19 protein-coding genes and 2 pseudogenes are annotated in these 24511 nt (G+C 38.2%); 3 read left to right on the top strand and 18 right to left on the bottom strand.

Going from position 1 to position 24511, the window contains the following annotated elements:
• Positions 1-145: 145 nt before the first annotated feature.
• The 18 genes and pseudogenes from JCM12304_RS08040 to JCM12304_RS07960 form a co-directional block, all read right to left on the bottom strand.
• Complete coding sequence (locus tag JCM12304_RS08040) at positions 146-490, bottom strand: KGG domain-containing protein (protein ID WP_082388012.1); 345 nt, start codon at positions 488-490, stop codon at positions 146-148.
• An 88-nt stretch (positions 491-578) separates the two neighbouring features.
• Positions 579-851 (bottom strand): annotated as a pseudogene (locus tag JCM12304_RS08035) (KGG domain-containing protein); the annotation flags it as partial.
• Between the two features lie 163 nt (positions 852-1014).
• Positions 1015-1203, bottom strand: a complete 189-nt coding sequence (locus tag JCM12304_RS19365) for a hypothetical protein (protein WP_218185778.1) — start codon at positions 1201-1203, stop codon at positions 1015-1017.
• Between the two features lie 9 nt (positions 1204-1212).
• The gene (locus JCM12304_RS08030) at positions 1213-2451 is read right to left on the bottom strand and encodes a hypothetical protein (protein WP_060679643.1); all 1239 of its coding nucleotides are present in this window, start codon (positions 2449-2451) and stop codon (positions 1213-1215) included.
• A gap of 678 nt (positions 2452-3129) precedes the next feature.
• Positions 3130-4656, bottom strand: coding sequence for an AbgT family transporter (locus JCM12304_RS08025; protein WP_060679641.1), 1527 nt, complete (start codon positions 4654-4656; stop codon positions 3130-3132).
• A gap of 180 nt (positions 4657-4836) precedes the next feature.
• Positions 4837-6333: an amidase gene (locus JCM12304_RS08020; RefSeq protein ID WP_060679640.1), complete on the bottom strand. Its 1497-nt coding sequence runs from the start codon at positions 6331-6333 to the stop codon at positions 4837-4839.
• 238 nt (positions 6334-6571) lie between these two features.
• Complete coding sequence (locus JCM12304_RS08015) at positions 6572-7762, bottom strand: Ger(x)C family spore germination protein (protein WP_233880220.1); 1191 nt, start codon at positions 7760-7762, stop codon at positions 6572-6574.
• On the bottom strand, positions 7749-8861 hold the full coding sequence (locus JCM12304_RS08010) for a GerAB/ArcD/ProY family transporter (RefSeq protein WP_060679636.1): 1113 nt from the start codon (positions 8859-8861) through the stop codon (positions 7749-7751). The genes JCM12304_RS08015 and JCM12304_RS08010 overlap by 14 nt, the downstream gene beginning before the upstream one ends.
• 1 nt (position 8862) lies before the next feature.
• Positions 8863-10398, bottom strand: coding sequence for a spore germination protein (locus tag JCM12304_RS08005; protein WP_060679692.1), 1536 nt, complete (start codon positions 10396-10398; stop codon positions 8863-8865).
• A 311-nt stretch (positions 10399-10709) separates the two neighbouring features.
• On the bottom strand, positions 10710-11801 hold the full coding sequence (locus JCM12304_RS08000) for a nitric oxide synthase oxygenase (protein ID WP_060679635.1): 1092 nt from the start codon (positions 11799-11801) through the stop codon (positions 10710-10712).
• A gap of 189 nt (positions 11802-11990) precedes the next feature.
• A complete protein-coding gene (locus JCM12304_RS07995) occupies positions 11991-12812 on the bottom strand; it encodes a mechanosensitive ion channel family protein (RefSeq protein ID WP_060679633.1) in 822 nt (273 codons plus the stop codon).
• Positions 12813-13000: 188 nt separating this feature from the next.
• Positions 13001-15049, bottom strand: a complete 2049-nt coding sequence (locus JCM12304_RS07990) for a CocE/NonD family hydrolase (protein ID WP_060679631.1) — start codon at positions 15047-15049, stop codon at positions 13001-13003.
• Between the two features lie 39 nt (positions 15050-15088).
• On the bottom strand, positions 15089-15781 hold the full coding sequence (locus JCM12304_RS07985; protein WP_033353410.1) for a TetR/AcrR family transcriptional regulator: 693 nt from the start codon (positions 15779-15781) through the stop codon (positions 15089-15091).
• A 21-nt stretch (positions 15782-15802) separates the two neighbouring features.
• Entirely contained in the window at positions 15803-17332 is a 1530-nt protein-coding gene (locus tag JCM12304_RS07980) for a BCCT family transporter (RefSeq protein WP_060679690.1), read from the bottom strand.
• A gap of 628 nt (positions 17333-17960) precedes the next feature.
• Positions 17961-19850 carry an ABC transporter permease gene (locus JCM12304_RS07975; RefSeq protein WP_060679629.1) on the bottom strand — a complete coding sequence of 630 codons (1890 nt, stop codon included), beginning with the start codon at positions 19848-19850 and terminating at the stop codon, positions 17961-17963.
• Positions 19825-20589 carry an ABC transporter ATP-binding protein gene (locus JCM12304_RS07970; protein ID WP_060679627.1) on the bottom strand — a complete coding sequence of 255 codons (765 nt, stop codon included), beginning with the start codon at positions 20587-20589 and terminating at the stop codon, positions 19825-19827. The genes JCM12304_RS07975 and JCM12304_RS07970 overlap by 26 nt, the downstream gene beginning before the upstream one ends.
• Before the next feature lie 166 nt (positions 20590-20755).
• Positions 20756-21751 (bottom strand): sensor histidine kinase, encoded by a 996-nt coding sequence (locus tag JCM12304_RS07965; RefSeq protein ID WP_060679625.1) that lies wholly within the window; start codon positions 21749-21751, stop codon positions 20756-20758.
• Positions 21748-22452 (bottom strand): response regulator transcription factor, encoded by a 705-nt coding sequence (locus JCM12304_RS07960; RefSeq protein WP_060679623.1) that lies wholly within the window; start codon positions 22450-22452, stop codon positions 21748-21750. The genes JCM12304_RS07965 and JCM12304_RS07960 overlap by 4 nt, the downstream gene beginning before the upstream one ends.
• Positions 22453-22647: 195 nt before the next feature.
• On the opposite strand from JCM12304_RS07960, the gene JCM12304_RS19360 reads away from it, so the two are divergent.
• The 3 genes and pseudogenes from JCM12304_RS19360 to JCM12304_RS07950 all read left to right on the top strand — a co-directional run bounded on the left by JCM12304_RS19360 (position 22648) and on the right by JCM12304_RS07950 (position 24473).
• The gene (locus JCM12304_RS19360; RefSeq protein ID WP_157360447.1) at positions 22648-22818 is read left to right on the top strand and encodes a hypothetical protein; all 171 of its coding nucleotides are present in this window, start codon (positions 22648-22650) and stop codon (positions 22816-22818) included.
• A gap of 172 nt (positions 22819-22990) precedes the next feature.
• Positions 22991-23712: pseudogene (locus JCM12304_RS07955) on the top strand (ABC transporter ATP-binding protein).
• Positions 23709-24473, top strand: coding sequence for an ABC transporter permease (locus JCM12304_RS07950; protein WP_019375582.1), 765 nt, complete (start codon positions 23709-23711; stop codon positions 24471-24473). Before JCM12304_RS07955 ends, JCM12304_RS07950 begins: the two are co-directional and overlap by 4 nt.
• Positions 24474-24511 lie beyond the last annotated feature (38 nt).

The raw sequence follows: 24511 nt of genomic DNA, 5'->3' as shown, positions 1-24511 counted from the left end.
ATACGTACTTTAAAACTATTAGTTATACGAGAGGAAGGGGGTTGAAAGTAATGGATAAAACTCTCTGCCGTAGTGGGTTTTAATTAATAGAGAACAAAAAAGAGAAGGAGCTATGCATGCTCCTTCTCTTTTTTCATTTATTTAATTAGGAATTTCCATTATTTTTTCTTTGGCGGCTTCTAGCTTCTCCGCCTTTTTGGCCGATGTCTTCATAGAATTCCTGGTCGTGATTCTTTGCTGTTGTCTTTCCGCCTTTTTGGCCAATATCTTCATAAAATTCCTGATCATGATTCTTTGCTGTTGTTTCTCCGCCTTTTTGGCCGATATCTTCATAGAATTCCTGATCGTGATTCTTTGCTGTTGTTTCTCCGCCTTTTTGACCGATGTCTTCATAGAATTCCTGATCATGATTTCTTGCTGTTGTTTTTCCGCCTTTTTTACCTGCTTCTTCTAGAGACATTTTGTTGTTCTTTTTATTATTATTAGCCATGCTTAACATCTCCTTCCAAGTATTTTTAACGGTTTTACTGTAAACATTTTCAGCTACGACATATTTATTTTAAATTAAATTATTTTTAATCATTTTTTCTTTGCTGGGCTCGTTTTTCGCCACCCTTTTGTCCAATATCTTCATAGAATTCTTGGTCATGATTTTTGGCGGTAGTTTCTCCACCCTTTTTACCAATATCTTGGAAAAATTCTTTATCATGTTCTTTAGCTGTAGTTTGTCCGCCTTTTTGACCGATCTCTTCATAGAATTCTTGGTCATGTTTCTTTGCTGTAGTTTTTCCGCCTTTTTTACCTGCTTCTTCTAGAGACATTTTGTTGTTCTTTTCATTATTTTTAGCCATACTTAACATCTCCTTTTGAATAGTTTAATAAGCTTCTACAGTATTTTGGGTTCCACATATAAATACTTTTAAACTACATTTTGACTTGAAATTTCGTAGCAACTATTAACCCGGTTGTAATTTAATGCGCTACACTACATGGAATTCCACGATATCCCATTTGTTAAACGTTATTTTTTTTAACTTTTTTATTCTTTTCGTCTAACTTTTTATATACCTTATCAATGACTTCAGCTTTTTCATTTTGTGATTGATCCTCTAAATCCAGTTCCAATCGATCCTGCTCGGATAAATTAAACAATGCTTGATTATATGGTTTTTCCTTTTTAACCATATTCAACCGCCTCTCCATATACTTTTATTAAAAAGCATTAATTTCGGAATTCACGTAGTTTTTCCGTTTCATCCAAATAAATCCATCTCCTTTGGTTATCACCGCAACATCAATAGGTGGTCCTACTGATTCTGTAGCTCTTGTTACCCTTCTTTTAAAGGAAGTCAAGTTAACAAGAGCTTCAGCCATCTCAGCCAATTCTTCTTTTGGTAGCGAGCGCACCACACCAAGCAATGGTTCAATATAGTTGGACTGTTGATATTCATTGACAGAAGACTGGATAGACTCATACATTTCATTACCCAATCTCATAGTTTCCTTAACCTGTTCGTCTGTTAAGTCGATATTCAAATGCTTTTTAATTTGTTCATGGTAATTTGTTAGAACCTCTTCTACAATACCGAAAATGGTATCCTCCATCGTTGGTTCAATACCGTACATAAATGAATCTACCATTTCCCTCTGCGCAAATGGCAGGATCGCTGCTGTCCCTGCCTTTTTATCTGAAGTATAACTTATTTCCTTGTCTTTTAATTTTTTATATTTTAATTGTCCATTCACAAATCCTTCTAACCGGTAGTTCAGTAGATGAGGAAAAATTTCTTTCTCTCCATAACCACAAAATACGATACCCGTACTACCGAGACTAAAATAGTCAGATTTGGTTACTTCAAATGCCAACTCACTCAAAAGCGCATTTAATTCTCCCGGCGTTTCATATACAATTAACTCCTCCCTAACTTCTGTAACTACAGTGTTAAACGATTTTTGAAAAGTTGTATAATCCAGCTCTAACCAATCTTCTTTTTGCTTATACTCATTTAGTTGTGTTTTCACTGTTTCCATTAAAATAGTGGTGATTTTACCGGTATCGTCTAGTGAAGAGACTTCCTCTTCCACTCCCCTCACTAGCCGTTTAAGAATATCAGAAAAAGTACGGTATACAATAATATGTTCAATATCTTCCCTGCCAAAACGATTGTCTTGTTGTAAAAAATCGAGAAAATCTTCAAAGTAATAGGAGAGATTATCAAATTTCTTATCTCCCAGGTATTCTCTGTATGATTTAATAATGATATCCCAAGGCACCTCCATAAAGGATGCTGCTCCATATACCATTATTCCTACTGGATGATGTTTCGATAAAGAAAAAAGTTTGTTTGCTGAATTGTATACTTTTTGGACACCATCTCTGCCACTTGTAATTGCACTATCTGCTGCAAGTGCCATACCTAACTTATTCATTATCGCTACTTCTGCTGTCATTTTGATACCGCCCTCCTTACCAAATATGTATCCCTTCCCTATTACTTTGAAACAAAGATGGAAAATTTAGAAGTCGCAGTAGAAGGAAACTGCGACGTAACTTAGAAAATAGAGACTGCGTAAATCACCGCTGCGGGGAAATATTCCGCTTTCCGCGGGCGGCCTGCAAGCCTCCTCGAACTTCACTAACGTTCCGTTCTGCGGGGTCTCGCTAGTCTCGCTTTTCCCGCAGGAGTCTCCATATTTCCCCTTCGCTAAGGTGTATATCACAAATCTTTTAAGATAAGAGTTACTTACAATTCTTAAATACCTCAAATTAATCAATAGCACATACCAATTGATTGGAATGGAAGATGACGACTCCTGCCGGAATAGCATGAGCCGAAGACCCTGGACGGAGCGTAGCGGAGGAAGCGGCTGAGGCCATGCAGGCGGAAAGCGTTCGTCTGGAATGGAAATCAATGGCGATAGATGATCTGCTAAGGGCGTTTAGCTCCATAATCCTGCTACAAGTTGAATACTTTCACACCTTCGAGCACAAGAGAGAAGTGTATTTTCCGAAGTACTACCAAGTTACGTCGCAGTATATATAAATTAAGATATACACCTTTACTCACTAGTTAAGTAGAATAAATGAACGAAAAAAGCACCACTCTGTGATAGAGTGACGCTTTTGATTTAGCTATTATATAGAATAGGTGAACCTGGTCCAAGATCGATGCCGAAAAGCATCCAGACAATCAATACGATGGTCCATCCAATTAAGAAATATAAAGAGTATGGTAGCATAACAGAAATTAATGTTCCAATTCCCATTTTCTTATCATACTTCTGTGCAAATGCAATAATAATCGCAAAGTACGTCATTAATGGAGTGATAATATTTGTTGTTGAATCAGCAACCCGGTAAGCCATTTGGGTTAGTTCTGGTGAGTAACCCAGCTGCATCATGATTGGTACAAAAATCGGAGCCATCATCGCCCATTTTGCTGAAGCACTACCAATAAACAGATTAATAAAGGCAGTAATTACAACGAAGGCGAGAATAAGTGGAATTCCAGACAAATTAATACTATCAAGGAATTCGGCACCGTATACACCAAGCACCAAGCCCATATGTGATTCATTAAAGAAAGCAACAAATTGACCTGCAGTAAACGCTAGTACAATAAACATTCCCATGGAAGCCATTGTATCTGATAATTGAGTTGCTACATCCTTATCATTCCGAATAACTTTTGTTATTTTTCCATATACCAGACCTGGTACGAAAAATAGAATTGCAATGATAGGTACAAGTGAGCTCATAAATGGAGATTGAATAATTTCTCCGCTATCTCCACGCATTGGAGCGTTCTCAGGTACAATTAAGAAAGACATGATAATCAGTGCAACAATAAGTGATAATGTTGCCCAAATTAAACCTTTTTTCTCGATTTTTTGGAGACCTTCTAATTCTTCTTTTTGATCTCCTTTATACTCTCCTAATCTAGGTTCCACTACTCGCTCTGTTACCCATGCACCAATAAAAGTAAGAATGAATACAGACACAATAATAAAGTAATAGTTCATTGCTATATTCATTCCCTCAGCATAGGCAGGGTCAATAATAGATGCAGCAGCTATCGTTAGTTCCCCTAGTAAAGCATCCGTAGCTGATAGAAATAAGTTGGCACTAAATCCAGCAGAAACCCCAGCGAATGCTGCTGCCAAACCTGCTAATGGGTGACGGCCAAGTGCTACGAAAATTAAAGCACCTAGTGGTGGTAATACTACATATCCCGCATCGGAAGCGACACTTGACATAATACCTGCGAATACCAAGCCAGCCGTAATAAAGCGCTTAGGAACTGATAATACGAATCCTCGTAATAACGCGCTTATAAGCCCAGTTCTTTCAGCTACACCAATTCCAAGCATTGTTACTAGAACTACGCCAAGCGGCGCAAATCCAATAAAGTTATCTGTCATACTCGTAAATATGTATTGAATACCTTCCGAACTTAAGAGGTTGTTTATTTCAACCATTTCTCCCTCTTTACCTGGGTGTTCTACACTAATTCCAAGTGGAGAAAGCAATGCTGATAATAGAACAACAAGTAATGCCAAAATGGCAAACAACGTAATTGGATGTGGTAGCTTATTACCTAAAGTTTCAATCATATCCAGGAAACGTTGAAAAAGACCCTTCTTTTGTTTCACCATAAAGAAACCCCTTCCTATATTATGGATAATATTCTGATAATTATCTCGATGTATATCCACATTTCATTATATAGGGGTTTCTTATTTATTTAAATGGTTAAACAAGAAGTGTTACTAGTGAAAGTATTCATAAGATTGCTCATAGGAAAAATAGTTAATAGTCTAATAGTTTAATATCTTTTATACAAAATAAGGGTTCCCCTTCATTCCTTTCCATAATTTATCCTGTTCCAGCATGTATGCCAACTTTAAGAGCATGTCTTCTTTTCCTTTTGAAGCCATTACTTGAACCCCTATAGGAAGTCCATCAAGGGTTTGATGTAATGGAACCGACATAGCCGGCTGCCCGGTCAAATTAGCTAATTGTGTAAATGGTGTGTAGGTAAGACTTGGGAGGAACATGTCATAAATCAGCTCCTGCTGCCCATTTTTATCCCTCCGTTGGATATCTTCTCTTAATTGTGCCTGGCTTTCTTGTGTATGAGTTAACTCTCCAACCTTTGGAGCTGCAAAGGCTGTTGCAGGAGTAATATAAAAATCATACGTGAGATGGAAATCTGCCATCAGAGCAGCAGCTTCATCCCAGGCTGCCAGACTTGCAGCGTATTCTGCTGCAGTAACTGATTTCCCCGCTTCATTTAATAACCATGTTTCAATTTCTACATCTTCTGGCTTCAACGTTCTGCCTGTGGCCTTCTCAAGCTGAGTGGCAAGAGAAGCAATTTCTCCGCTATTCATTAAATAATAGTTTCTCATTAATTCAATTCCATCTACATCATTGGCTTTTTCTTCTACAAAATGCCCTTGCTCCTCCAACCATTTCACCGTCTTCCTAACCGCTTCTTTAGCCTCGTCAGATACAGGCGTACCTACAGGTGATTCTGTAGTAAATGCAATACGCAATGGAGAAGAAAACGACTCTGTGATCGCTTGCTGATATCTTCCTTCAAAAAGTGGTGTATGGAAGGCTGCCTCTGGCTGAACGATCTGAAGCAAATCAAGCATAGCTGCACTGTCTCTAACTGTTTTACTTAAAACAAAATCAATGGAAGCCCCTTGCCACTGTCTGCCAGTTCCTGGTCCAACTGGAGTGCGACCACGAGTTGGCTTTAAACCAAACAAACCAGTAAAAGAGGCTGGAATGCGGATGGACCCACCGCCATCACTAGCACCTGCTAATGGGACAACTCCTGCAGCGATAGCAGCTGCTGAACCGCCACTGGAACCGCCTGGAGAATGTTCTGTATTCCACGGGTTTTTACTTGGTCCATAAAGTTCCGGTTCTGAAATATTCTTCAAACCAAACTCTGGTGTATTGGTGTGACCGATAAATAGAAATCCGGCTTCTCTCATTTTTCCAACTAAATTGGAATCATGCTTGGAAATGGACTGTCGCAATAATTTTGACCCCGAAGTTAATGGTTCACCCTTTACGTGCTGGGAAATGTTTTTTAACAATAACGGAACACCGGCGAACGGCCCCTGATTCAATTGAATTTTCTCTGCCTCTTTCAGTGCCTTCGCTTTTCGCTCATGTACAACGGCATTCAAGACAGGATTTACTTTTTCTAGCTGTTGAAAGCTTGCATTCACTATTTCTGCTGGTTTTATTTCTTTGCTTTGTATTAATTCAGCTAAATCTGTTGCATCTAACTGCTTATATGTCTCAACCTTCATTTCTGCACTCCTTTGGCTTGTACTTTATCCATATAGTATCATGGCACACGTACCAAGCCAAAAAAAAGACAGGGTAAGTTAACTACAACTAAGGCCTTTTTTTCTTCCATGGGGGGTCTCCGTACTTATGTAGACGAAGATTCACTTTTTGAATAAGATATGGAACAATGAAAGCCATTACCGTACAAAACCATACAATTGGGGGTGGAAGTCTATTCAATAAGATATCCAGCATGAGCTATTTTCCCCCCTCCTTTTCTGTTCTGTTTGTAACTCCTGCATTTTTAATTTCCGTTTGTACCTTAACTTCAATCTCACTTTTCGAAAAAATATTCTCTCCTCTATCCCAATCCTCTTCTATTTCCTCCCAAAATGGGTAATGCTTCTGATAAAGCTCACTGGAAAGTCGGAATGCATCAACTTTTAAATCGTCCTTAACTTTAACTATAGCTTGATTTACAATTTTGTGGATTTTTTCTTTTAAAGCTTTCTCTATGATTTTTAGTGTTCGATCTTTAGTAAAGTCCTCTGAGCCAAACGTTTCTGCTATGGAGGCAGCTATTTTTATATCAACTGAAAATACCACCTTTTCTTTACTCTTACTTTTCACTTTAATTTTTCGGGATGCATCCAATATTTCTAATGTCATTAACTTACCTTCTACCTCTGCTTCAATACTTCCTTCTTTAACTTTACCCGTTACAAGATTTAAGCCTACGAGTTCATCTCCTACTAAACTTCCAACCATTCTATCCTCTTCCCCTTGAAATACAGCAACTCCCTTGTAAGCAATTTTATTCCCTTCCATCGTTATAAGAGGAATAATATAGCTTTTTTTGTCTAATAAATATAGGTGTATATCATCAACATGTATCTCTTCTATTATTTCAGCATTTTTATAACTATTTTTTAGCATGGATTCAATATACAACATCGGAAGTTTTTCTAGCTTTGGCTCTATATCCAGTATCTTTCTCGCCTCACCTTCTGCAATAACAACATGAACACCGCGGCGCATTTCCTGATCCCGAATAAATAGATCCATTACATCCTCAAGTAAGTATGGTTTCTTCACCATTTCCTCTGCTAAAACAATCATTTTTAAGTGTTGATAGAATGGCGTTCTGTTGGTGAGTTTTGCCATTTTACGATTAATATCAAAAACACTATTTCCACTTGCAGATAAATTCGTAAATGTTTTTTGATCTGCTCCTCCACCTTCCGAAGGGGTACCTAGTCCAGCAGGAATTACAAATTGGTTCGTTAACGTTATCTTCGTATGGTCCCCTTCCTGTTCTTCTGCCAAATCAATTCCTGATCCAACCACAAAACCTCGCTCCTCTATTTCGACTCTGTCCCAGCAACCTGACAAAAAAATAAGTATAAAAAGTACTATTATTCGTGTGTAAACGTAATTACTGTGAACCACTATTTTTCACACCTCTCACTTTCATCATGATTAGAAGCAACATCAGCACACTTAATGAGAGCGCAACACTATAGGTACCCATTATTTCTCCCATTACCTCCAGCTCGGTAATATTATTAGGCAGCTCACTGATAAAATAAGTTACCGGGCACAGAAATAATAGTAATTTAAATTTATTTATAGATGGAAAGACAGAAGTAATTGCAAGTACTGATATATCCAGAGCGATAACAGCCGTATTAAATATGGCCATAATCCAAATCATAAAAAAGATAGATTCAAACCTTTCCAAAATCCCTCCAGGTATTTCAATGGTCTTGGCAAGTTCAACCGTAGGGCTCATTAAATTGGCAGTAGTCACATTACCAAACACAGCGATACACGTTAGAAAGATAAGAATATATAATACGACAGCTATGGCCATTCCAGCAGCAGCCATTTTAGGTGCCTGCTTAGAATTCCTCACAAAGGCTATATAAAAAAATAATATGCCATATCCTGTATATGCCATCGTACTCTCTCTTAACCCCCAAAAATAACCTTTAAGATCAGTTTGAAACACAGGTAAAATATTCTCAGAACGTATGAAAACAAGCGAAAATAATATTAAAATAATCGTAACGAATATAATGATAGGTAAAAACATAACATTCAGGCGAAATACTCCAGCTCTTGTTCCAGCAACGGCATATACAACGAGCAAGAGAAACGTTAAACTAATAATTTCCATTGGGGTTCGGTCAAAGAGATACTGCTGTGATGTATAAGAAACCTGTTTTATTTCATAAGCTGTTAAGATAATTCCTTGAACCGCAAATAGAAGTGTAAAAACAACGGCTAGTGGCCTTTTTAATAAGGTAGTTGCATATGTTATGAAGTGCTGTGAGGGAAATGCGGCCGCGACTTTTGCTGTAGCCCAAGTAATCAATATTGCCAATATCCCTCCTATAAGTAATGCGACCCACCCATCAGAGGAAACTGTTACACTAGCCAAGCTTCGAGGTAAGATCAAGATACCAACCGCAATTACTATAGAAGGGACAGCAATTAGAATTTCAAATGGACTTATTTGTTCATCGGCATATTTAAAATTCTCCATTTCAGCTGTTCTCCTTTTTAATCCTAACTTTATCTCTTGTTTGTGTTGTTACTGGTCTGTTTTTTAATAAGGTAATAGGGGCTCTTATCACTAGATCCTTCCAGTCATCAATAAATGTTGGAGAGAATGGAGCAGAATATGGGACCCCAATACTCTTTAAATTGGCAATATGAATCATAATTGCTATATACAAGAGAATAATCCCGTACAGTCCTAATAGCGCTGCAGCAATCATAAAAGCAAAACGAAGCATGCGGAAGGCGATTGCTACACTATAAGCCGGGTATGTGAAAGAAGAAATAGCCGTTAAGGCCACCACAATTACCATAATAGGACTTACAATTCCTGCCCTAACAGCAGCATCTCCAATTACCAAGCCTCCTACAATACCAATTGTTTGACCGATTGACTGCGGAAGCCTGGCCCCCGCCTCTCTTAATAATTCCATAGTAATTCCCATTAATACAGCTTCTACGAAAGAGGGAAATGGAACCCCTTCTCTCGTAGCTGCAATAGAAAATGCTAGCTTAGTTGGAATCATTCCTTGGTGATAGGAGACCAAGGCAATATAGAAAGCTGGTAGAAACATAGAAATAAAAACACCTAAATATCGGAGAATACGAATTAATGAACTAACTGACCAACGTTCATAATAATCCTCTGGCGATTGCAACGTATCTCCTAAAGTAGTAGGTGCAGTCAACACAAAGGGAGTTCCATTTAATAAAATAGCTATTTTTCCCTGCATAAGTGCTGCGGATACTTTGTCAGGTCTTTCCGTATTCATAAATTGAGGAAATGGGGATAAAAAACTATCTTCAATCCACTGTTCCACAAAACCACTTTCAGGCGCAAAATCAATATCGATGGTCTCCAACCTACGATTAACTTCCTTCACAAGGTCTTGATCCGTAATACCATCCATAAACGCAACAACAAGCTTTTGCTTCGATCTTCTTCCTATTTCATGTGATTTAAATCGAAGGTTCGGATCACGAATGTACCTTCGCAGCAAGGAAATATTCGTTTGAATATCTTCCACAAAACCATCTCGAGGCCCACGAATTAACGATTCTGAGACGGGCTCCTGAATTTCTCGGGTTTTACCGCCACTCGTGCCCAAAATTAAAACTTGATCTATGCCATTTAAATAAAGAACAGTGTTCCCTGATAGTAGCCCATAAGAAATATCATCAAGGCTCTGGGCATACTTAATAGAAGTTAGGGAGATCATTTTCTGAAAAAAAACATCCAAGGTTTGTGCAGGATCAGATAAATCATCATTCGTTTCCTGTAAGTTTCGAATAACGTGCGTTTGGACGAACTCTTTATCAACCAAGCCTTCTAAGCACACAATAGCAAGTTTGTGCGAGCCACTAGTGAAATGCCGAATGATGAGATCCTCTGCATCATCCAGCATATTTTTTACATTTGAAAGATTCTTTTCCAAATCATTTCCTAATTTAATAGTAAAATTTTCCTTTTGATTTGAAGAAGGATTTTTTTTATTTCTTCTAAAAAAAGAACGGCGTACCATTTTATCTCCTCGTTCCTTCATTAATTCCCTTCTTCCTTTCTTTTCCATAATGAAGGTATTTTATACGTTGCATGCTGCAGAGTATGCCAAATATAAAAGTAATAGGATAAAAAGCTTTATCTCATAATTCTTTCGTCTTTAATGAAGAGTAATGAGATAATTAAATTTTAAAGAAGACCATGCTAAAGTATTGGTGCCCCGATCTAAAAAAGTTTTAATTAATTTTCCACAAAAAAACAAATCCGAACTATGATTCATTATTACCTTGAATCAGTTCGGATTTTGTTTTCTGGGTCAACCTCTATTCCCATTCAATCAGTATAATATTTATCTTGATAAAAATAATTTGGTTTCTTTACTGTGTTATTAAACGGACGATGAAATACATGTGTAGTCGCAGGTGATATTGGAGGAATTAACCAGGACCACTTCCCGGTTACCTGTCGTTGACATTTTTCTTCCTTCTGTTCAAATAAACGAAATTGATTTGCGGCAGTATGATGATCCACAATCGTGACACCACGTTTTTTAAACGAGTCCAGAACGGCTGAATTAAGCTCAACTAAGGCACGATCCTTCCATAACGTGCCTAGCCGCTTCATATCTAATTCCATTTGCTTTGCAATGGTTGGTAATAGATTGTATCGTTCGGTGTCCGCCAGATTTCTCGCTCCAATCTCCGTTCCCATATACCATCCGTTAAAAGGAGCCGCTGTGTAATGAACGCCTCCTATCTCTAATCGCATATCGGAGATGATAGGTACCGCATACCATTTTATCTCCTCCCCGCCAAATAAGTCATACTCCGCATGCTGAATAGGAACCTCCATAATAAGCTCTTTAGGTATTTCCATATATTCAGGTTTACCGTTATCTATTTGAATAACAAGGGGAAGAACATCAAACATCGTTCCTTCTCCCTGCCATCCAATCTCCATGCACTTCTCGGTAAACTGAAGGGAGTCTGGATCACCAATGATTCCATCTTCTGTTTTATATCCTGCATAACGCAATAATTGATGGTTCCATATTTTTATAGGAGAATGTCCATTTTTTTGAGGTTGAAAAATAGTAATCAATGGCTGGATTTTTCCTTCGTTGGTTGCTTTATCAATATGATTAAGGAGACACCCAAAGACTTCCTTACTTGTATGCATTCCTCTTGCATCCACTAATTTCAGATTTTCCCAAAAAAACCGCCCGATGCAGCGATTAGAATTTCTCCAAGCTACTTTCGCACCATAAGATAATTCTTCCAATGTATGCTCATAAAAATTATTTAATTCAATAGAATGGCGGACCGACTTCAAACGACTTTCGATCTCTTCCGTAGATTTACCAAGTTCTGTATAGGCTTGTTGTATAAACAATTCAGCTTCTTGAATAAGCGTTTGGTTGTTCATCCTGTTGCTCCTAACTTTGCATATTATATTAATCCAGTTTAACAGATACAACGAAGGCGTATTTGATTCTTTTCAACAAAATACTGACATCTATTTTTTATAAAACCTCATATTTAACTCCTTCACCTACTCCATACAACATAAAAAGAGCTGATTGCCCCTGTTAAGGGATAATCAGCTACTTTCCGTTTATTTATCTTTTTGTATAAGAACATGATGTGGAAATGGAATATCAATATTCGCTTCATCAAATGCTTCTTTGATTCGTTTACGCATATCTCTTTCACATGCCCACTGTAAACCATTTTCTGTCTGCCCAACAACTCGAAGGACAATATCAGAAGAACCTATACTCTGCACACCTATTGCGTTTGGACCATCCTTAAAACGTTCATCCAGCTGGAATTCAGCACAGACCTTTTCTAATACTGTAATTGCCCCATCAATATTATCATCATAGCTTATTCCAATATCAACCAAGGCACGCATATTTCCCCTCGAATGATTTGCTACACCTTCTATATAACGGTTTGGTACGTAATTTAAGGTTCCATCAAAGCTACGAATCTTTGTTGTACGCAATCCAATCTCTTCTACAATTCCATCATAGCCTGCAGTTGTTACATAATCATCAATTTCAAGCTGTTGTTCTAATAGAATGAAAAATCCTGTCACGATATCACTAACAAGCCCTTGTGCACCAAAAGCCACTGCCAGTCCAATTACTCCAGCTCCGGCAATTAGTGGACCAATCTCCACACCTAAGGTGGCAAAGAACATAACTATAAAGATAAAAATCATTATATAGGAAAACACATTAGCTAGTAATTTTTCCAGTGTTTTCATTCGGCCAGGCGAAGCCTTTCTGCTTTGGGCCGCTCTTTGTAATGTTTTTTCGATAATTTTCTTGCCGATTGGTACTACAATTAAAAATGCAATGATCAGTATCCCAATTTGTATAAGTATGCCTACTATTTTTGCTACATCTATTTCCATCCCTAAAATTTCCATGTTTGTACTCCCTCCTTGTGCTTATTTTTATATAGTATCGTATCCCCTACCTGCATACAAATAAAACAAATATAAATTGGGGTAAGGTGCTGGAATGGGCTGACTTATAGAAAAACAGTCAATATCCCGCGTAAAACGCATTCAGGATATTAACTGTTTTAACATCAAAGATGGCTACTACATACTAATCAAGTAAAGTTTCTAGGTATTTCCTCTTTCCATGTCTTCTGAAAAATTTCTTCTTCATTTTCCAATGCGGTCATTGTATTTGTTAAATAAAAGGTTGTTTCATCACTAGTCATTTTGCTATGAGTAAGTAACTTGGTTTGCCACTCCTCTCGTCCCACAGTAAGTTCCCATTCACATTCCACACTTGCAGAAAGCGGATCATTAGATTTAATTGTAAAGGTGTTTCTGTTAATACTTCCATGCCTAATATCATTGTGGAGAAGTAATCTCTCACCTTCATCCGAAAAATCTTCCAGCTTCCACACATTTTGAATCGTATCATGTGATACTGTTCTGGTACGATTTTCTTCTCGAAGAATTTCTTTGTCAATAACCTGTGCGGTTTCGGGATTTTCAAAATGAATGCTATTATCTATTTCTGGCTGTGGCGTCCGCACTGGTAGAGTCATTTTAGTGTTTTCCCTAGATAAAATTTTCAATGTAACCGGTTTTGGGGAAGGCCATGCTTGCGGCCAATACGTTGGAGCAATAGCGACTTCCAAACGATGACCTTCTGGAATTTGCTGTCCCAATACATCCAATTTAATGGAAGCATGGTAGACTTTCCCTGGTATCAGCGCCTCTGGATGTTCATGTGAATGTAGATGGTTCAAATTCAACATACCCCAGCTGATTAACGTAGATTCCCCACTTGGTGCTTTGTCACAGAGTCTGACAGCTACCAATGCATCTTTTTGGTCAGAAGAAAATTCCATATGAAATACTGGATGACCTAACAAGTCCACTGAGTCTGTCAATGGATCTGAAGTAAAGACAACTGCCTTGCCGTTTTCCAATCGTTGATCAGAAGGCAAATCACCTGGCTGGCCAAACGGGCAAAATACTCCCGCATAATATCCATGCTCCTGTACGCTTGGGATAGTAAATTCCTTTCCGGATGTAACTTGCTCCTCAAGCTTTCCTTCACTAAGCCAAAAATGTTTTTCATTAATATTCTCCGATGGCCATGAGTTATCTGCTACCCATTTACCAGGCCGGACATCATAATTTACTTCTGGTAATTCGCTATTCTGAATCCATGATACTAGTTTTGGATCATCTTTCACACCAGTATCAATGCCTTTCAACCACTGATCCCACCATCTTAGACATTCCTGTAAAAAACCGATTGCCGGGTCAGGAGTAGCAACCTCTGGAAACTCATGCGCCCATGGTCCGATCAAGCCTTTGGAATGTGGTAAATTCTCTACCATACGGAACACGGCATCTGTATAACCATCTTGCCAGCCACTTACGGTAAATACAGGAATCTGGATATCAGAGTAATCCTCGCAAATAGACCCATGTTTCCAATAATCATCCCTTACCTGATGACGTACCCACTCCTGTACATAAGGAGGTGTATTTTCCAAGCGATCCAGCCAATTTTCCTTCCAGCTTGCACCAACAACTTCTGGATCCTGTGGTCGTGCACTATATGCAAACATGGTAGATGCCCACCAAAGCATGTCCGAAGCCAGAAGATTACCGCCTCGATAATGCACATCATCTGCATAACGATCATCGGTTGAACATAATGTAATAATTGTTTTTAACGCTGGGTGCTTCCTTGCTGCTATTTGTAAACCATTGAAGCCGCCCCATGATTTACCTATCATACCGACAGACCCAGTCGCCCATGGCTGCTCGGCAATCCAGTCAAACACTTCTAAAGCATCATCTTGTTCCTGCTTTAAGTATTCATCAAGCAGGATCCCATCGGAATTACCAGTACCACGAATATCTATTCGAATACTTGCATATCCATGACCTGCAAAATACGGGTGACGCACCGAGTCACGAATGGAAGTGAAATCATCCTTCCGATACGGCAAATACTCTAAAATAGCTGGCACAGGATTTTCTTCAGCATCCTTTGGTAACCAAATTGTTGCGGCGAGTTTTGCGCCATCAGACATTGGTATCCAGACATGTTCCATTTTTTTTATTTCCTTAGGGTAATCCGTTTTAACTGTTCTGTTACTTGAGTCTTTAATATTAAAAACCAATTCATTCAACCTTTCTTTGAGATGATAATATTTTTCTATTTACAGTTCTGGATGAAACGTAATTTTTTCTCTTTTATCTATTGGGATCATTTTCAAAGCACTTTCGTAAACAAAATGAAGCGTTATTCTGGCTGCTTCTTCCTTCGTATAATTTCTGCGCCGATTGAGGAACGTGTTCATCATGCCTTTCCATATCATTAAAGTCGTATCTGCAATTAAATCAATATCTTCTTCCTTAATAAGTTGCTCCTCAACAGCACTTTTAATATACAGTGCGCTTCGTTTGGCAAAGTCGTGCTCCATAATGATGGATTTTATCTCATCAGATAAACCGATTAATTCATGGCGATAGATTTGGTAATAACCGGAAAGAAATTCCTCTGGCACAGACCCAAGGTTTTCCATGAAAATAACCGCATATATTTCCGGTTGATTAAATGTGTGTTTACAAAAACATTCCCATGAATAAAGCCATTTTTCGATTCTATTCTCGCCTTTTTCCAAATAAGCTGGAAGTTCCTCAATATAATCTGTTGTAAAACGCATTGCTGCAAAGAATTTCAAATGGGAAAGATCCGTAAAATAATTATAAGCTGTAGAGCTTGTATAACCTGCACGAGCTGCTATCTTTCGTATAGTAACTTTCTCAATACCTTCTTCTTTAATTACTTCCGTTGCTGCATCTAAAAAGTATTGCCACATACGCGCTTTTTGAATTTCTTTCCGATTCATATCCACCACTTTATTCCTCCACTATTTCTTTTTCTTCACATATACATGTAAGTGTTCATTGTGATGTAACCATTTTATCAATGACATGGCCATTAAGATATACATAAGCAATACTGGTACAGCTACTAGCACAGAAGAAGTCTGTACTACGTTTAACCCTCCAGCAATTGTTAAGCTGATTGCCAACGCAGATAATAGAATCCCCCACATGAGGCGGTGCCAACGAGCTGGCTCAGAATTAACTCCCAGTTCTTTCGTCGCAACACTTGCAATAACATAACTTGCTGAGTCTAACGAAGTTGCAAGAAAGATAAATCCAAGAATAACAAAAAAAGCAGATACGATAACTGGAAGCGGTAATGAATTAAGTACTGCAACAATAACCGCCGGTCCTCCTTGTTCGGATAATATTTCCGTCAACGGAACTTCCCCGGTTAATTCTAAATTCATTCCATAGCCGCCAAAAACGCCGAAATAAATCCAGCTTCCCAATGATCCCCATAGCAAAATATTAGAAACCATTTCGCGGATACTTCTACCTTTCGAAATTCGCGCTACAAAAATTCCGATAAAAGGTGCAGTTGCAGCGAACCATGCCCAGTAAAACACTGTCCATGCCTGTGGAAAGCCACCTTTAGTAATCGGGTCAGTATAAAGACTCATCTTCATAAAGTTATCCAACATGAGTCCCAAGCTGTTGGTAAAATACGAAAGAATAAATAACGTTGGACCAACAATGATTACGAACAATGCAAGTCCCAAAGCCATATACACATTCCAGTCACTTAGCTTACGAATTCCCTTATATAAACCCAAATAAGCACTGGAGCTAAAAATAAAGGTCCAAATTATGATGATGACAATGTTCAACCATAACGAAGGTTGAATACCAAATAGATTGCCTAACACGGCCGCAACCATCGGTACGCCAAGACCTAAAGAGGTTCCAAGCCCTCCTATCATACTCCAGATTACCAGGATATCAATTGCTTTCCCTAAGAAACCGTCCGCATGCTTACCAAGGACACCTCTACATGCTGCACTTATTTTAAGAGAGTGATCACGTCTGACGAAAAAACTATAAGCCATCACTACAGCAGGCAATGCATATAACGCCCAGGCTGAAATCCCCCAATGGAATAGCCCATAACTAACAGCGAATTCTGCTGCTTCTGTTGTTTTCCCATCGATTCCAAAAGGCGGACCAGTATAGTAATATAGTGGCTCTACAATGGACCAAAACATAATACTTGTCCCCATGCTGGCACAGAAAAGCATACCTCCCCAACTAAAACGGGAGAATTCCGGCTTATCGTCAGCCCCTCCTAATTTAACTCTTCCATAGCGACCGAACATTAACCATATGAGGATGATAAACAATCCAATCGTCAAAAACTCAAACGCCCAGTCAAGACGAAAGGTGATTGCGGTCATCCAAGATTCTACTACTGGCCCCACTGATTCACGGAAAACAACTAATAATACGGTAGCTGCCACAACTAAAATTAATGATGGCCAAAAAATTGATTTTTCTATTTTTGCATTCTTCATATCTGATTGCATACCCCATCTCTAACATTAAATTTTATTCTGAAATTTTTTTGAAATCATTGAAGTAAATCTTTTTAACTATCCATTTAATAGAACATGCTCATTCTTATAGCACATTAATCTTCGTTTATATTTAATATAACCACTTTATTTACTCTTGAAATATTTCTCGTTGTTAATTTAACTATCCCCCTTTTAAATGAACTTGTTATTTTAATGAACATGTTCATATTAACATAAAAATCTCTCTTGTCAAAAAAGAATCTAAGTAATAAAAGCCTTAATAACTGCTACTTTACATTCTATAATTGATTTATTTAGGTATATTTGTTTAAAGCAAAAAAAGAGGCTGAGGCATAACTAAATAACCCTTTTGAGCGTTTTAAAAGTATGCGATCTCCCGCTCCGGAAAAACGCTTCGCTTTCCGTGGGCGCTGCTAAGCCTCCTCGTGCTACGCACTCCGGAGTCTTACCTAGGCTTTTCTCCCACAGGAGTCTGCGCGTTTTTCCTCCGCTAACTTGTTGCAAAAAAATCCGAACCACGAATTCACTAGTAATACGAATCGGTTCGGATTTTCAATGTATAAAATTTCTTTTTGCCAACCTTTTTTCATGTATGTCTTACTATTTAAAGCGCAGATTTAATTTGCTTTATATAAAGAAAGCGTACAAGGATAAAATACACTATTTGGATGAGCAGAAAACCGCCCAATACCATGCTGGATTCTTTCACCAAATTGTAGTCAAAGAGATGGGAAAGTGCAGTAAGTGCTACAGCTCCGTGAAGCAAGGCAACAATGATCGGTGCAAAGAAAAGCAAACCTGTCTGTCTATTGATAACTTTCCCAAGCTCCTTTTCTGTCAGACCAAGCTTTGCAATGGATTTAAATTTGACCTTATCTTCATCAAGATCAGAGTATAAGCGGAAGTACAGGAAGCTTCCTGCTGACACGAAGAAGACAATTCCAATAAATAATCCAATAAATAATATCGGTCCATAGCTTTTATTAATAGTGTAAATACTTGCATCGATTGCCTGAAACTTATACGGAGGAATCTGCTCACTTAGCGTCAAACCAGCCTGAATTACAGCATCTTCCTGGCCAGGAGCAGCCTTCCAAAAAATTTGTTCTGTTTCATAGAGAGGCTTTGGCAACTGCTTATAATCCTCATTAGAGACAACATAATATGCCTGCATTTCCGGTAATACAATAGAATTCATCTCTCTTGTTGGCTGTACTTCTTCTCCATTCTTTAACTTAAGTGGCTTATCTATTAGGTCCACTTGCATGGAAGGATCAGATATCATAGCAAAGTTTTCTTTAACTACCATGGCTTTTCCTTCTTCTATTTGCACTTGCTTTTTGTCCAGAAGATCAGCAAACGTATTATACATGGACTCACTTGCGATTAGAACCTCTCTATCTCTCCCTATATCATAGTATTTCAGGTGAGCAGTTGCTCGACTCGCATCAATCTTGTTCTCCTCTAAAACACGCTCGATTGCCTCAACATCTTCAGGCTTCTTACTCTTCCCATCATCATCGTTTGGCGTATAAGAAAAAGTATAAGGATTAGCTTCCTTCACGCCGCCTGTTAAATACGTTTGAAAACCAAATAATGTACCAATAGCACTAAAAGCGACGGTCGATATAATTGCCACCATAAAAAAAGTACGAGCATTATCCTTCATACGAAACGACAGATCTGAAAGTAACAGCATATTTGTTTTACTCCAAAAAATTTGCTTCCGCTTTTTTAACCGGCCAATGATAAATACACTTAATTGGGTAAAGAGCAAATACGTACCTATCGTTACTACCACAATTACCGGTAACATAGCATAAACGACAAATACTCCTTTTACATATAAGGCAGTTACATAGCCAACGAGCAATAATAATCCTGCAATGACAGTAAGTAACAAAGACGCTTTTGGCTCTGTCTTAGGCTTTGTGCTTCCTTTAATAAGCTCCGTTAATTTCTTGGAACGGAGGAAAAAGGTTACAAAAAAGGATATAAACAAGAACAATAGTAAAAAGGAGACGAATGTAATTAAAATAGCCAATAGTGGAAAATAAAAATGTAAGGCTTGCTCTATAATCAATATATTCTCAGCAATTAACAGGATAGCTTTGGCAAATAACAGCCCTAAAAGTATTCCGACAACTGTTGCGAGAACTCCTATCAGCATATTTTCCAAAAATACCATCATTCGAATTTGCCGCATCGACATCCCTTGCAGCATAAGAAGTCCAAATTCCTTCTTCCTTGATTGGAGAAAGGAACTCATGGAATAGAGTACAAAAAATAGAGAAAACAGATAGATAATACCACCTGCCACGCCCATACCATAAATAGCTTTTGGGTTGATCCCATCTCCATTCAGTGCTGGATGGAAAGCAAACACAGCAAAGGTGAAAAAGATCAATACAGTAAACATACTGCTAAGAAAATAAGCGGCATACAATCGTTTATTCCGGAGGACATTATTAACCACGAATTGACGAAAAGTCATTGTCATTCCCTCCTAACAAGGAAAGCGTGTCAATAATTTTTTGGAAGAAAGTCTGCCTGCTATCTCCCTGATGAATCTCCGAATAAAATTGCCCATCACGTATAAACACCACACGGTCACAATAACTGGCAGCCTGTGGATCATGTGTTACCAGCATCATGGTGGTCTTTTCCTGCTCATTTAATGATACAAGCATTTCCATTACATCCTTCGAAGACTTTGAATCAAGGTTCCCAGTTGGTTCATCCGCCAACAGTAGTTTTGGTGTATGGATCATCGCCCTGGCAATGGCTGCCCGCTGAGCCTGACCTCCTGAGATTTCATATGTCCGTTTATTCATAATAGATTGGATGCCAAGCTTTTCCGCAATTACTTCTGCTTTTTCTTCCATTTCTTTGACACGTTTCCCATCAAGGGTAAGAGGAAGCACTATATTTTCTTTAATGGTAAGAGTCTGCAGCAAATTAAAATCCTGAAATACAAAACCAAGCTCTCTTCTGCGAAATTGTGCTAATTGGTTTCGATTGAGTTTAAGAGGATTATTTCCTTCGATTAATATATTACCTGTTGTCGGTTCATCAATAGTAGCAATCAAATTTAGAAGGGTCGTTTTCCCACTTCCTGATGGTCCCATAATACCAACAAATTCCCCTGTATCTATCTCAAGATTAATATCTCGTAAAGCACGATAGGCGACTTTTCCTTCATAGATCTTGCTCACTTGTTTTACTTCAAGCATTCAATTCATTCTCCTTTGATTAAAGGAAGAATACAGCTCCTTCTTCCTTTTTATTAGAAATGTAGATTGTTTAAACAACCTTATCTACTTACATTGTAAGGAATTTCCCCTCCCGTAACGATCGAACACTCTTTCATTTAGCTTACATTCTTGTAAGGAATAAATGCTAAGTTATCGTTTGTGTAGGGGTGAAAAGAATGCGAAAAGTAGTCCCAGAACCTTCCGTAGATTCCATTTCAATTTGATGTTCCAAATAATCTGCAACCTCTTTTGTTAAGTAAAGTCCCATCCCCGTAGATTCCCGAAATGTTCGTCCGTTATCACCAGTAAAAAACGCTTGAAAAACTCGCTTCTTATCCTGACTCGGGATACCGACACCATAATCAGTAATTTCCATCACGGCTCGCTTTCCTAGCTTCTTCAGAGAAATATCGATACGATTACTTTTCTTCGCTGAATATTTAACCGCATTTTGTATAATTTGATTAACTATAAAGAAAAGCCATTTTTCATCTGTTTCTACGGTAAGTTTGGGTGTATCTATATGCAGATGTGGATAAACCTGATTACGTATATAGAAGCGCTTATTCTCATGATTGACCTCATGTAAGAGATCTGCTAGTACCACGGGCTTTATGTGAAAGTCCTCCTGTATAGTACGTAATCTTGCCATATTTAACACGGTGTGCAATCCATTTTTCATTCTTTCTGTTTCTTCGCGAATACTGGATGATTCAGGCTCATCAAGATTTTGGGCAGTTAGCTCGATAACAGATAAAGGTGTCTTCATCTGATGCACCCACCGGTCCATAAACGTAAGATGTTGCTTTTGTGCGTCTTCTGCTTGCTTTAGCTGTTCCATAAATAATTGATATTGGGTTCTTGTAAGCTGATCTAATGCAACACCTATTGGAGCTTGGTCTGTCGTTTCCAATAACTCCTTAAGATTGGTTGCTTTACTGGATAGTCTTTTATAAACATGCCTGCGTGTATAATACTGAAATACCAGATAGGCAGCTAATAACACTATATTTACAAGGAGCCCGTAAAGAAGGAGTAAATAATTACGAAAATCACTTAAATACAGAAGTAAAAATAAAAAGGAAAACTGCATACATTGGAGAATGATTAACAGAATATGTTCTTTTATAAAAAGCTTCATTCCGCTTCGTCCCTCCAAGTAATTAGCAGTCGATAACCAGCACCTCTTACTGTTTCTACAACCCCTTGCAAATCTAATTCCTGAAATTTTTTCCTTACTCTTGCAATGTTAACATTTAGTGTGTTTTCATCCACATATGTCTGATCATCCCAAAGCTTCTCCAATAAATCCTCTCTGCCGGCAACCCGAGGATAACGATCCATTAATGTTGCAACAATATCACTCTCATTTTTCGTCAAAAGAACTGTCTTGTTCCCAAAATGGAGTTCAAAACGCTCTGGATAGAGTTTCAGATTTTCTATTTCCAATATCCTCTCTTTTTGACTGCCTGCATATTCACCGTACGCCCTGCGCAGCTGGCTACGAATTTTCGCCATTACGATATCTGGATGAAAAGGCTTGGTAATGTAATCATCTCCCCCATTCTCCAAGGCCATTACCTGATCCATTTCTCCTGTTCGTGCTGAGATAAATATAACTGGGCAAATGGATTCCTTTCTTATTTGTCTGCACCAATAATAACCATCGAAATATGGCAGGTTAATATCTAAAAGAACGAGCTGTGGTTGAAATTCGTAAAAGGATTGCATAATATTTTCAAAGTTAACGACGGATTTTACGATAAAACCATATTTATTTATGTAAGATTCCAAATAGGAAGCAATTTTAGGATCATCCTCGATAATCAAGATTTTTTCCATTCATTTCCGCTCCTTTAACTCTATTTTTATGACCTCATTATAACACGCAAGCGTTTTGGTAAGATATTCTCTCCTTACTGCTTATTCTTTCCTGCGACTAATCGCAGCACCCACTGCCGTTACTTCAGCAGTTACAGTTCACAATCGAATAATCTATGACTCTGCTGGTTACAATAAGTTATGGAGGTGTTGAGCGTGAAAGATAAATATAGGCTTAAGCCAAAAAACATCAATATCGAATTCGGTGGTATGGGTATGTATGGTACCGCAGATGATGAAGATTTTGCTAGATTCAATATGAGCGCTGATTATAATGAGGCGGAGAAGCTGGCTAGGCGAAAAGATGACGATAAGAGTTCTCCCTGATTATCCCTTTTCTCTATTTAAACTTTCTGTGTTTCGTGTATGAATCACAGAAAGTTTTTTTGCTTAAAATTAGCCCATCCTCCCTTATTCACAGTCTGAATTTTAAGTTGAACAGGCAGAAGCATGATACAATGACAGTAAAAATCCTGAAGACATGTAAGGAAGTGATCAGATGACCAAAGCAGCTATAGAATTCAAAGATGTAGATTATACAGCAAATGGAATACATATTTTAAAACGAATTACCGGCTTTTTTCCAAAGGGGAAAATCACGACATTAGTTGGACCCTCAGGAGCAGGGAAATCATCATTGTTCAAATTATGCAATGGCTTGCAAACGGCAAATTCCGGGCAAATATATATTAACAATAAATTAATTGAGCAGTATGCACCTACTGTATTACGAAGAACGGTAGGAATTGCCCTGCAAGAGGCGACCATGATTAATGGAAGTGTTGAAAAAAACTTAGCGCTCCCCCTTACCCTGAAAGGTGAAAAGTTACATAAAGAATTGGCAATCGAATTACTAAAAGTGGTGGGCTTGAAGGAGAGCTACATGAGTAGAAATACACAAGAGCTATCTGGAGGACAGCGTCAAAAATTATCCATTGCGAGAACACTCGTGAATAAACCCCAAGTACTACTGCTTGATGAAATCACATCTTACTTGACCGTGTATCCCAGCAGGACATCGAAAAACTAATCCTAAGAATTAACAAAAAATACAATACGACCATCATTTGGATTACTCATAACCTCCAGCAAGCCTTATCCCTTGGCGATTATACCTGGGTCATGATAGATGGGGAAGTAGTGGAAACAGGCGAAAGCGATCTACTAACTAATCCAAAAAATGAAAGAGTAAAACAATTTATAAAGGGTGGAATGGAATGAGTTATTTAACCTTAAGCATCACCCTCATATTTGTTATCATCCCTCTTATCTTATCGAAAACGTTTAAGCTCGGCTTGGAAAGAGATACTATTATTGCAGCTGTTCGTTCCATTATTCAATTACTTGCTGTAGGTTATGTTCTTCAATTCGTTTTTAATGCGGAAAACGCTGTATATATAGTTCTGATGCTGTTATTAATGATTGGGGCAGCTACACAAAATGCCAGGAAAAAGGGAGCTTCCATTAAAGGGATTACTTGGAAGCTGATCGTAACCTTTTTGTTTATCGAAATTTTAACCCAAAGTATATTATTAGGTCTGGATATAACTCCACCTACCGCCCAATACGTCATACCAATTAGCGGGATGGTTATCGGAAATTCGATGGTACTAGGAATTCTTTTCCTTAACCGATTTACCGCGGAAATGGAAACGAGACAAAATCAAACGGAGCTAATTTTATCACTTGGTGGTACACCCAAGCAAGCCGTCCATACACAGTTAATTACCTCGATTAAAGCAAGTACCATTCCAACTATTGAGAGTCAGAAAACAATCGGATTGGTACAATTACCAGGAATGATGAGTGGGCAAATCATTGCAGGGGCTGATCCAGTACAAGCAGTATTATTTCAATTGCTCATTCTATTCTTGTTGCTGACTACTGCAGTGACTACAAGTATCATGCTCGGTTATCTTTCTTATCCGACATTGTTTAACCAACGAATGCAGTTTTTAAGGGAAAGCCTAATAAGAGAGTAAGCTTCCTAACTCATATATTATCTTCAGTACACAACAAA

It is taken from the genome of Virgibacillus halodenitrificans JCM 12304, from assembly GCF_001310895.1.
GTDB classification, from domain to species: Bacteria; Bacillota; Bacilli; order Bacillales; family Amphibacillaceae; genus Virgibacillus_Q; species Virgibacillus_Q halodenitrificans.
The sequence above is the reverse complement of the archived record's forward strand: the minus strand, read 5'-3'. Positions and strand labels throughout refer to the sequence as shown.

Coding starts and splice junctions, on each gene's coding strand:
- JCM12304_RS07985 (WP_033353410.1), bottom strand. CDS start 15,781: ATGAATCGGAAAGAAATTCAAAAAGCGCGTATGTGGCAATACTTTTTA.
- JCM12304_RS08030 (WP_060679643.1), bottom strand. CDS start 2,451: ATGACAGCAGAAGTAGCGATAATGAATAAGTTAGGTATGGCACTTGCA.
- JCM12304_RS07980 (WP_060679690.1), bottom strand. CDS start 17,332: ATGAAGAATGCAAAAATAGAAAAATCAATTTTTTGGCCATCATTAATT.
- JCM12304_RS07995 (WP_060679633.1), bottom strand. CDS start 12,812: ATGGAAATTTTAGGGATGGAAATAGATGTAGCAAAAATAGTAGGCATA.
- JCM12304_RS08040 (WP_082388012.1), bottom strand. CDS start 490: ATGGCTAATAATAATAAAAAGAACAACAAAATGTCTCTAGAAGAAGCA.
- JCM12304_RS19365 (WP_218185778.1), bottom strand. CDS start 1,203: ATGGAGAGGCGGTTGAATATGGTTAAAAAGGAAAAACCATATAATCAA.
- JCM12304_RS07970 (WP_060679627.1), bottom strand. CDS start 20,589: ATGCTTGAAGTAAAACAAGTGAGCAAGATCTATGAAGGAAAAGTCGCC.
- JCM12304_RS08010 (WP_060679636.1), bottom strand. CDS start 8,861: ATGGAGAATTTTAAATATGCCGATGAACAAATAAGTCCATTTGAAATT.
- JCM12304_RS08020 (WP_060679640.1), bottom strand. CDS start 6,333: ATGAAGGTTGAGACATATAAGCAGTTAGATGCAACAGATTTAGCTGAA.
- JCM12304_RS08000 (WP_060679635.1), bottom strand. CDS start 11,801: ATGAACAACCAAACGCTTATTCAAGAAGCTGAATTGTTTATACAACAA.
- JCM12304_RS07965 (WP_060679625.1), bottom strand. CDS start 21,751: ATGAAGCTTTTTATAAAAGAACATATTCTGTTAATCATTCTCCAATGT.
- JCM12304_RS07960 (WP_060679623.1), bottom strand. CDS start 22,452: ATGGAAAAAATCTTGATTATCGAGGATGATCCTAAAATTGCTTCCTAT.
- JCM12304_RS07975 (WP_060679629.1), bottom strand. CDS start 19,850: ATGACTTTTCGTCAATTCGTGGTTAATAATGTCCTCCGGAATAAACGA.
- JCM12304_RS07950 (WP_019375582.1), top strand. CDS start 23,709: ATGAGTTATTTAACCTTAAGCATCACCCTCATATTTGTTATCATCCCT.
- JCM12304_RS08005 (WP_060679692.1), bottom strand. CDS start 10,398: ATGGTACGCCGTTCTTTTTTTAGAAGAAATAAAAAAAATCCTTCTTCA.
- JCM12304_RS08025 (WP_060679641.1), bottom strand. CDS start 4,656: ATGGTGAAACAAAAGAAGGGTCTTTTTCAACGTTTCCTGGATATGATT.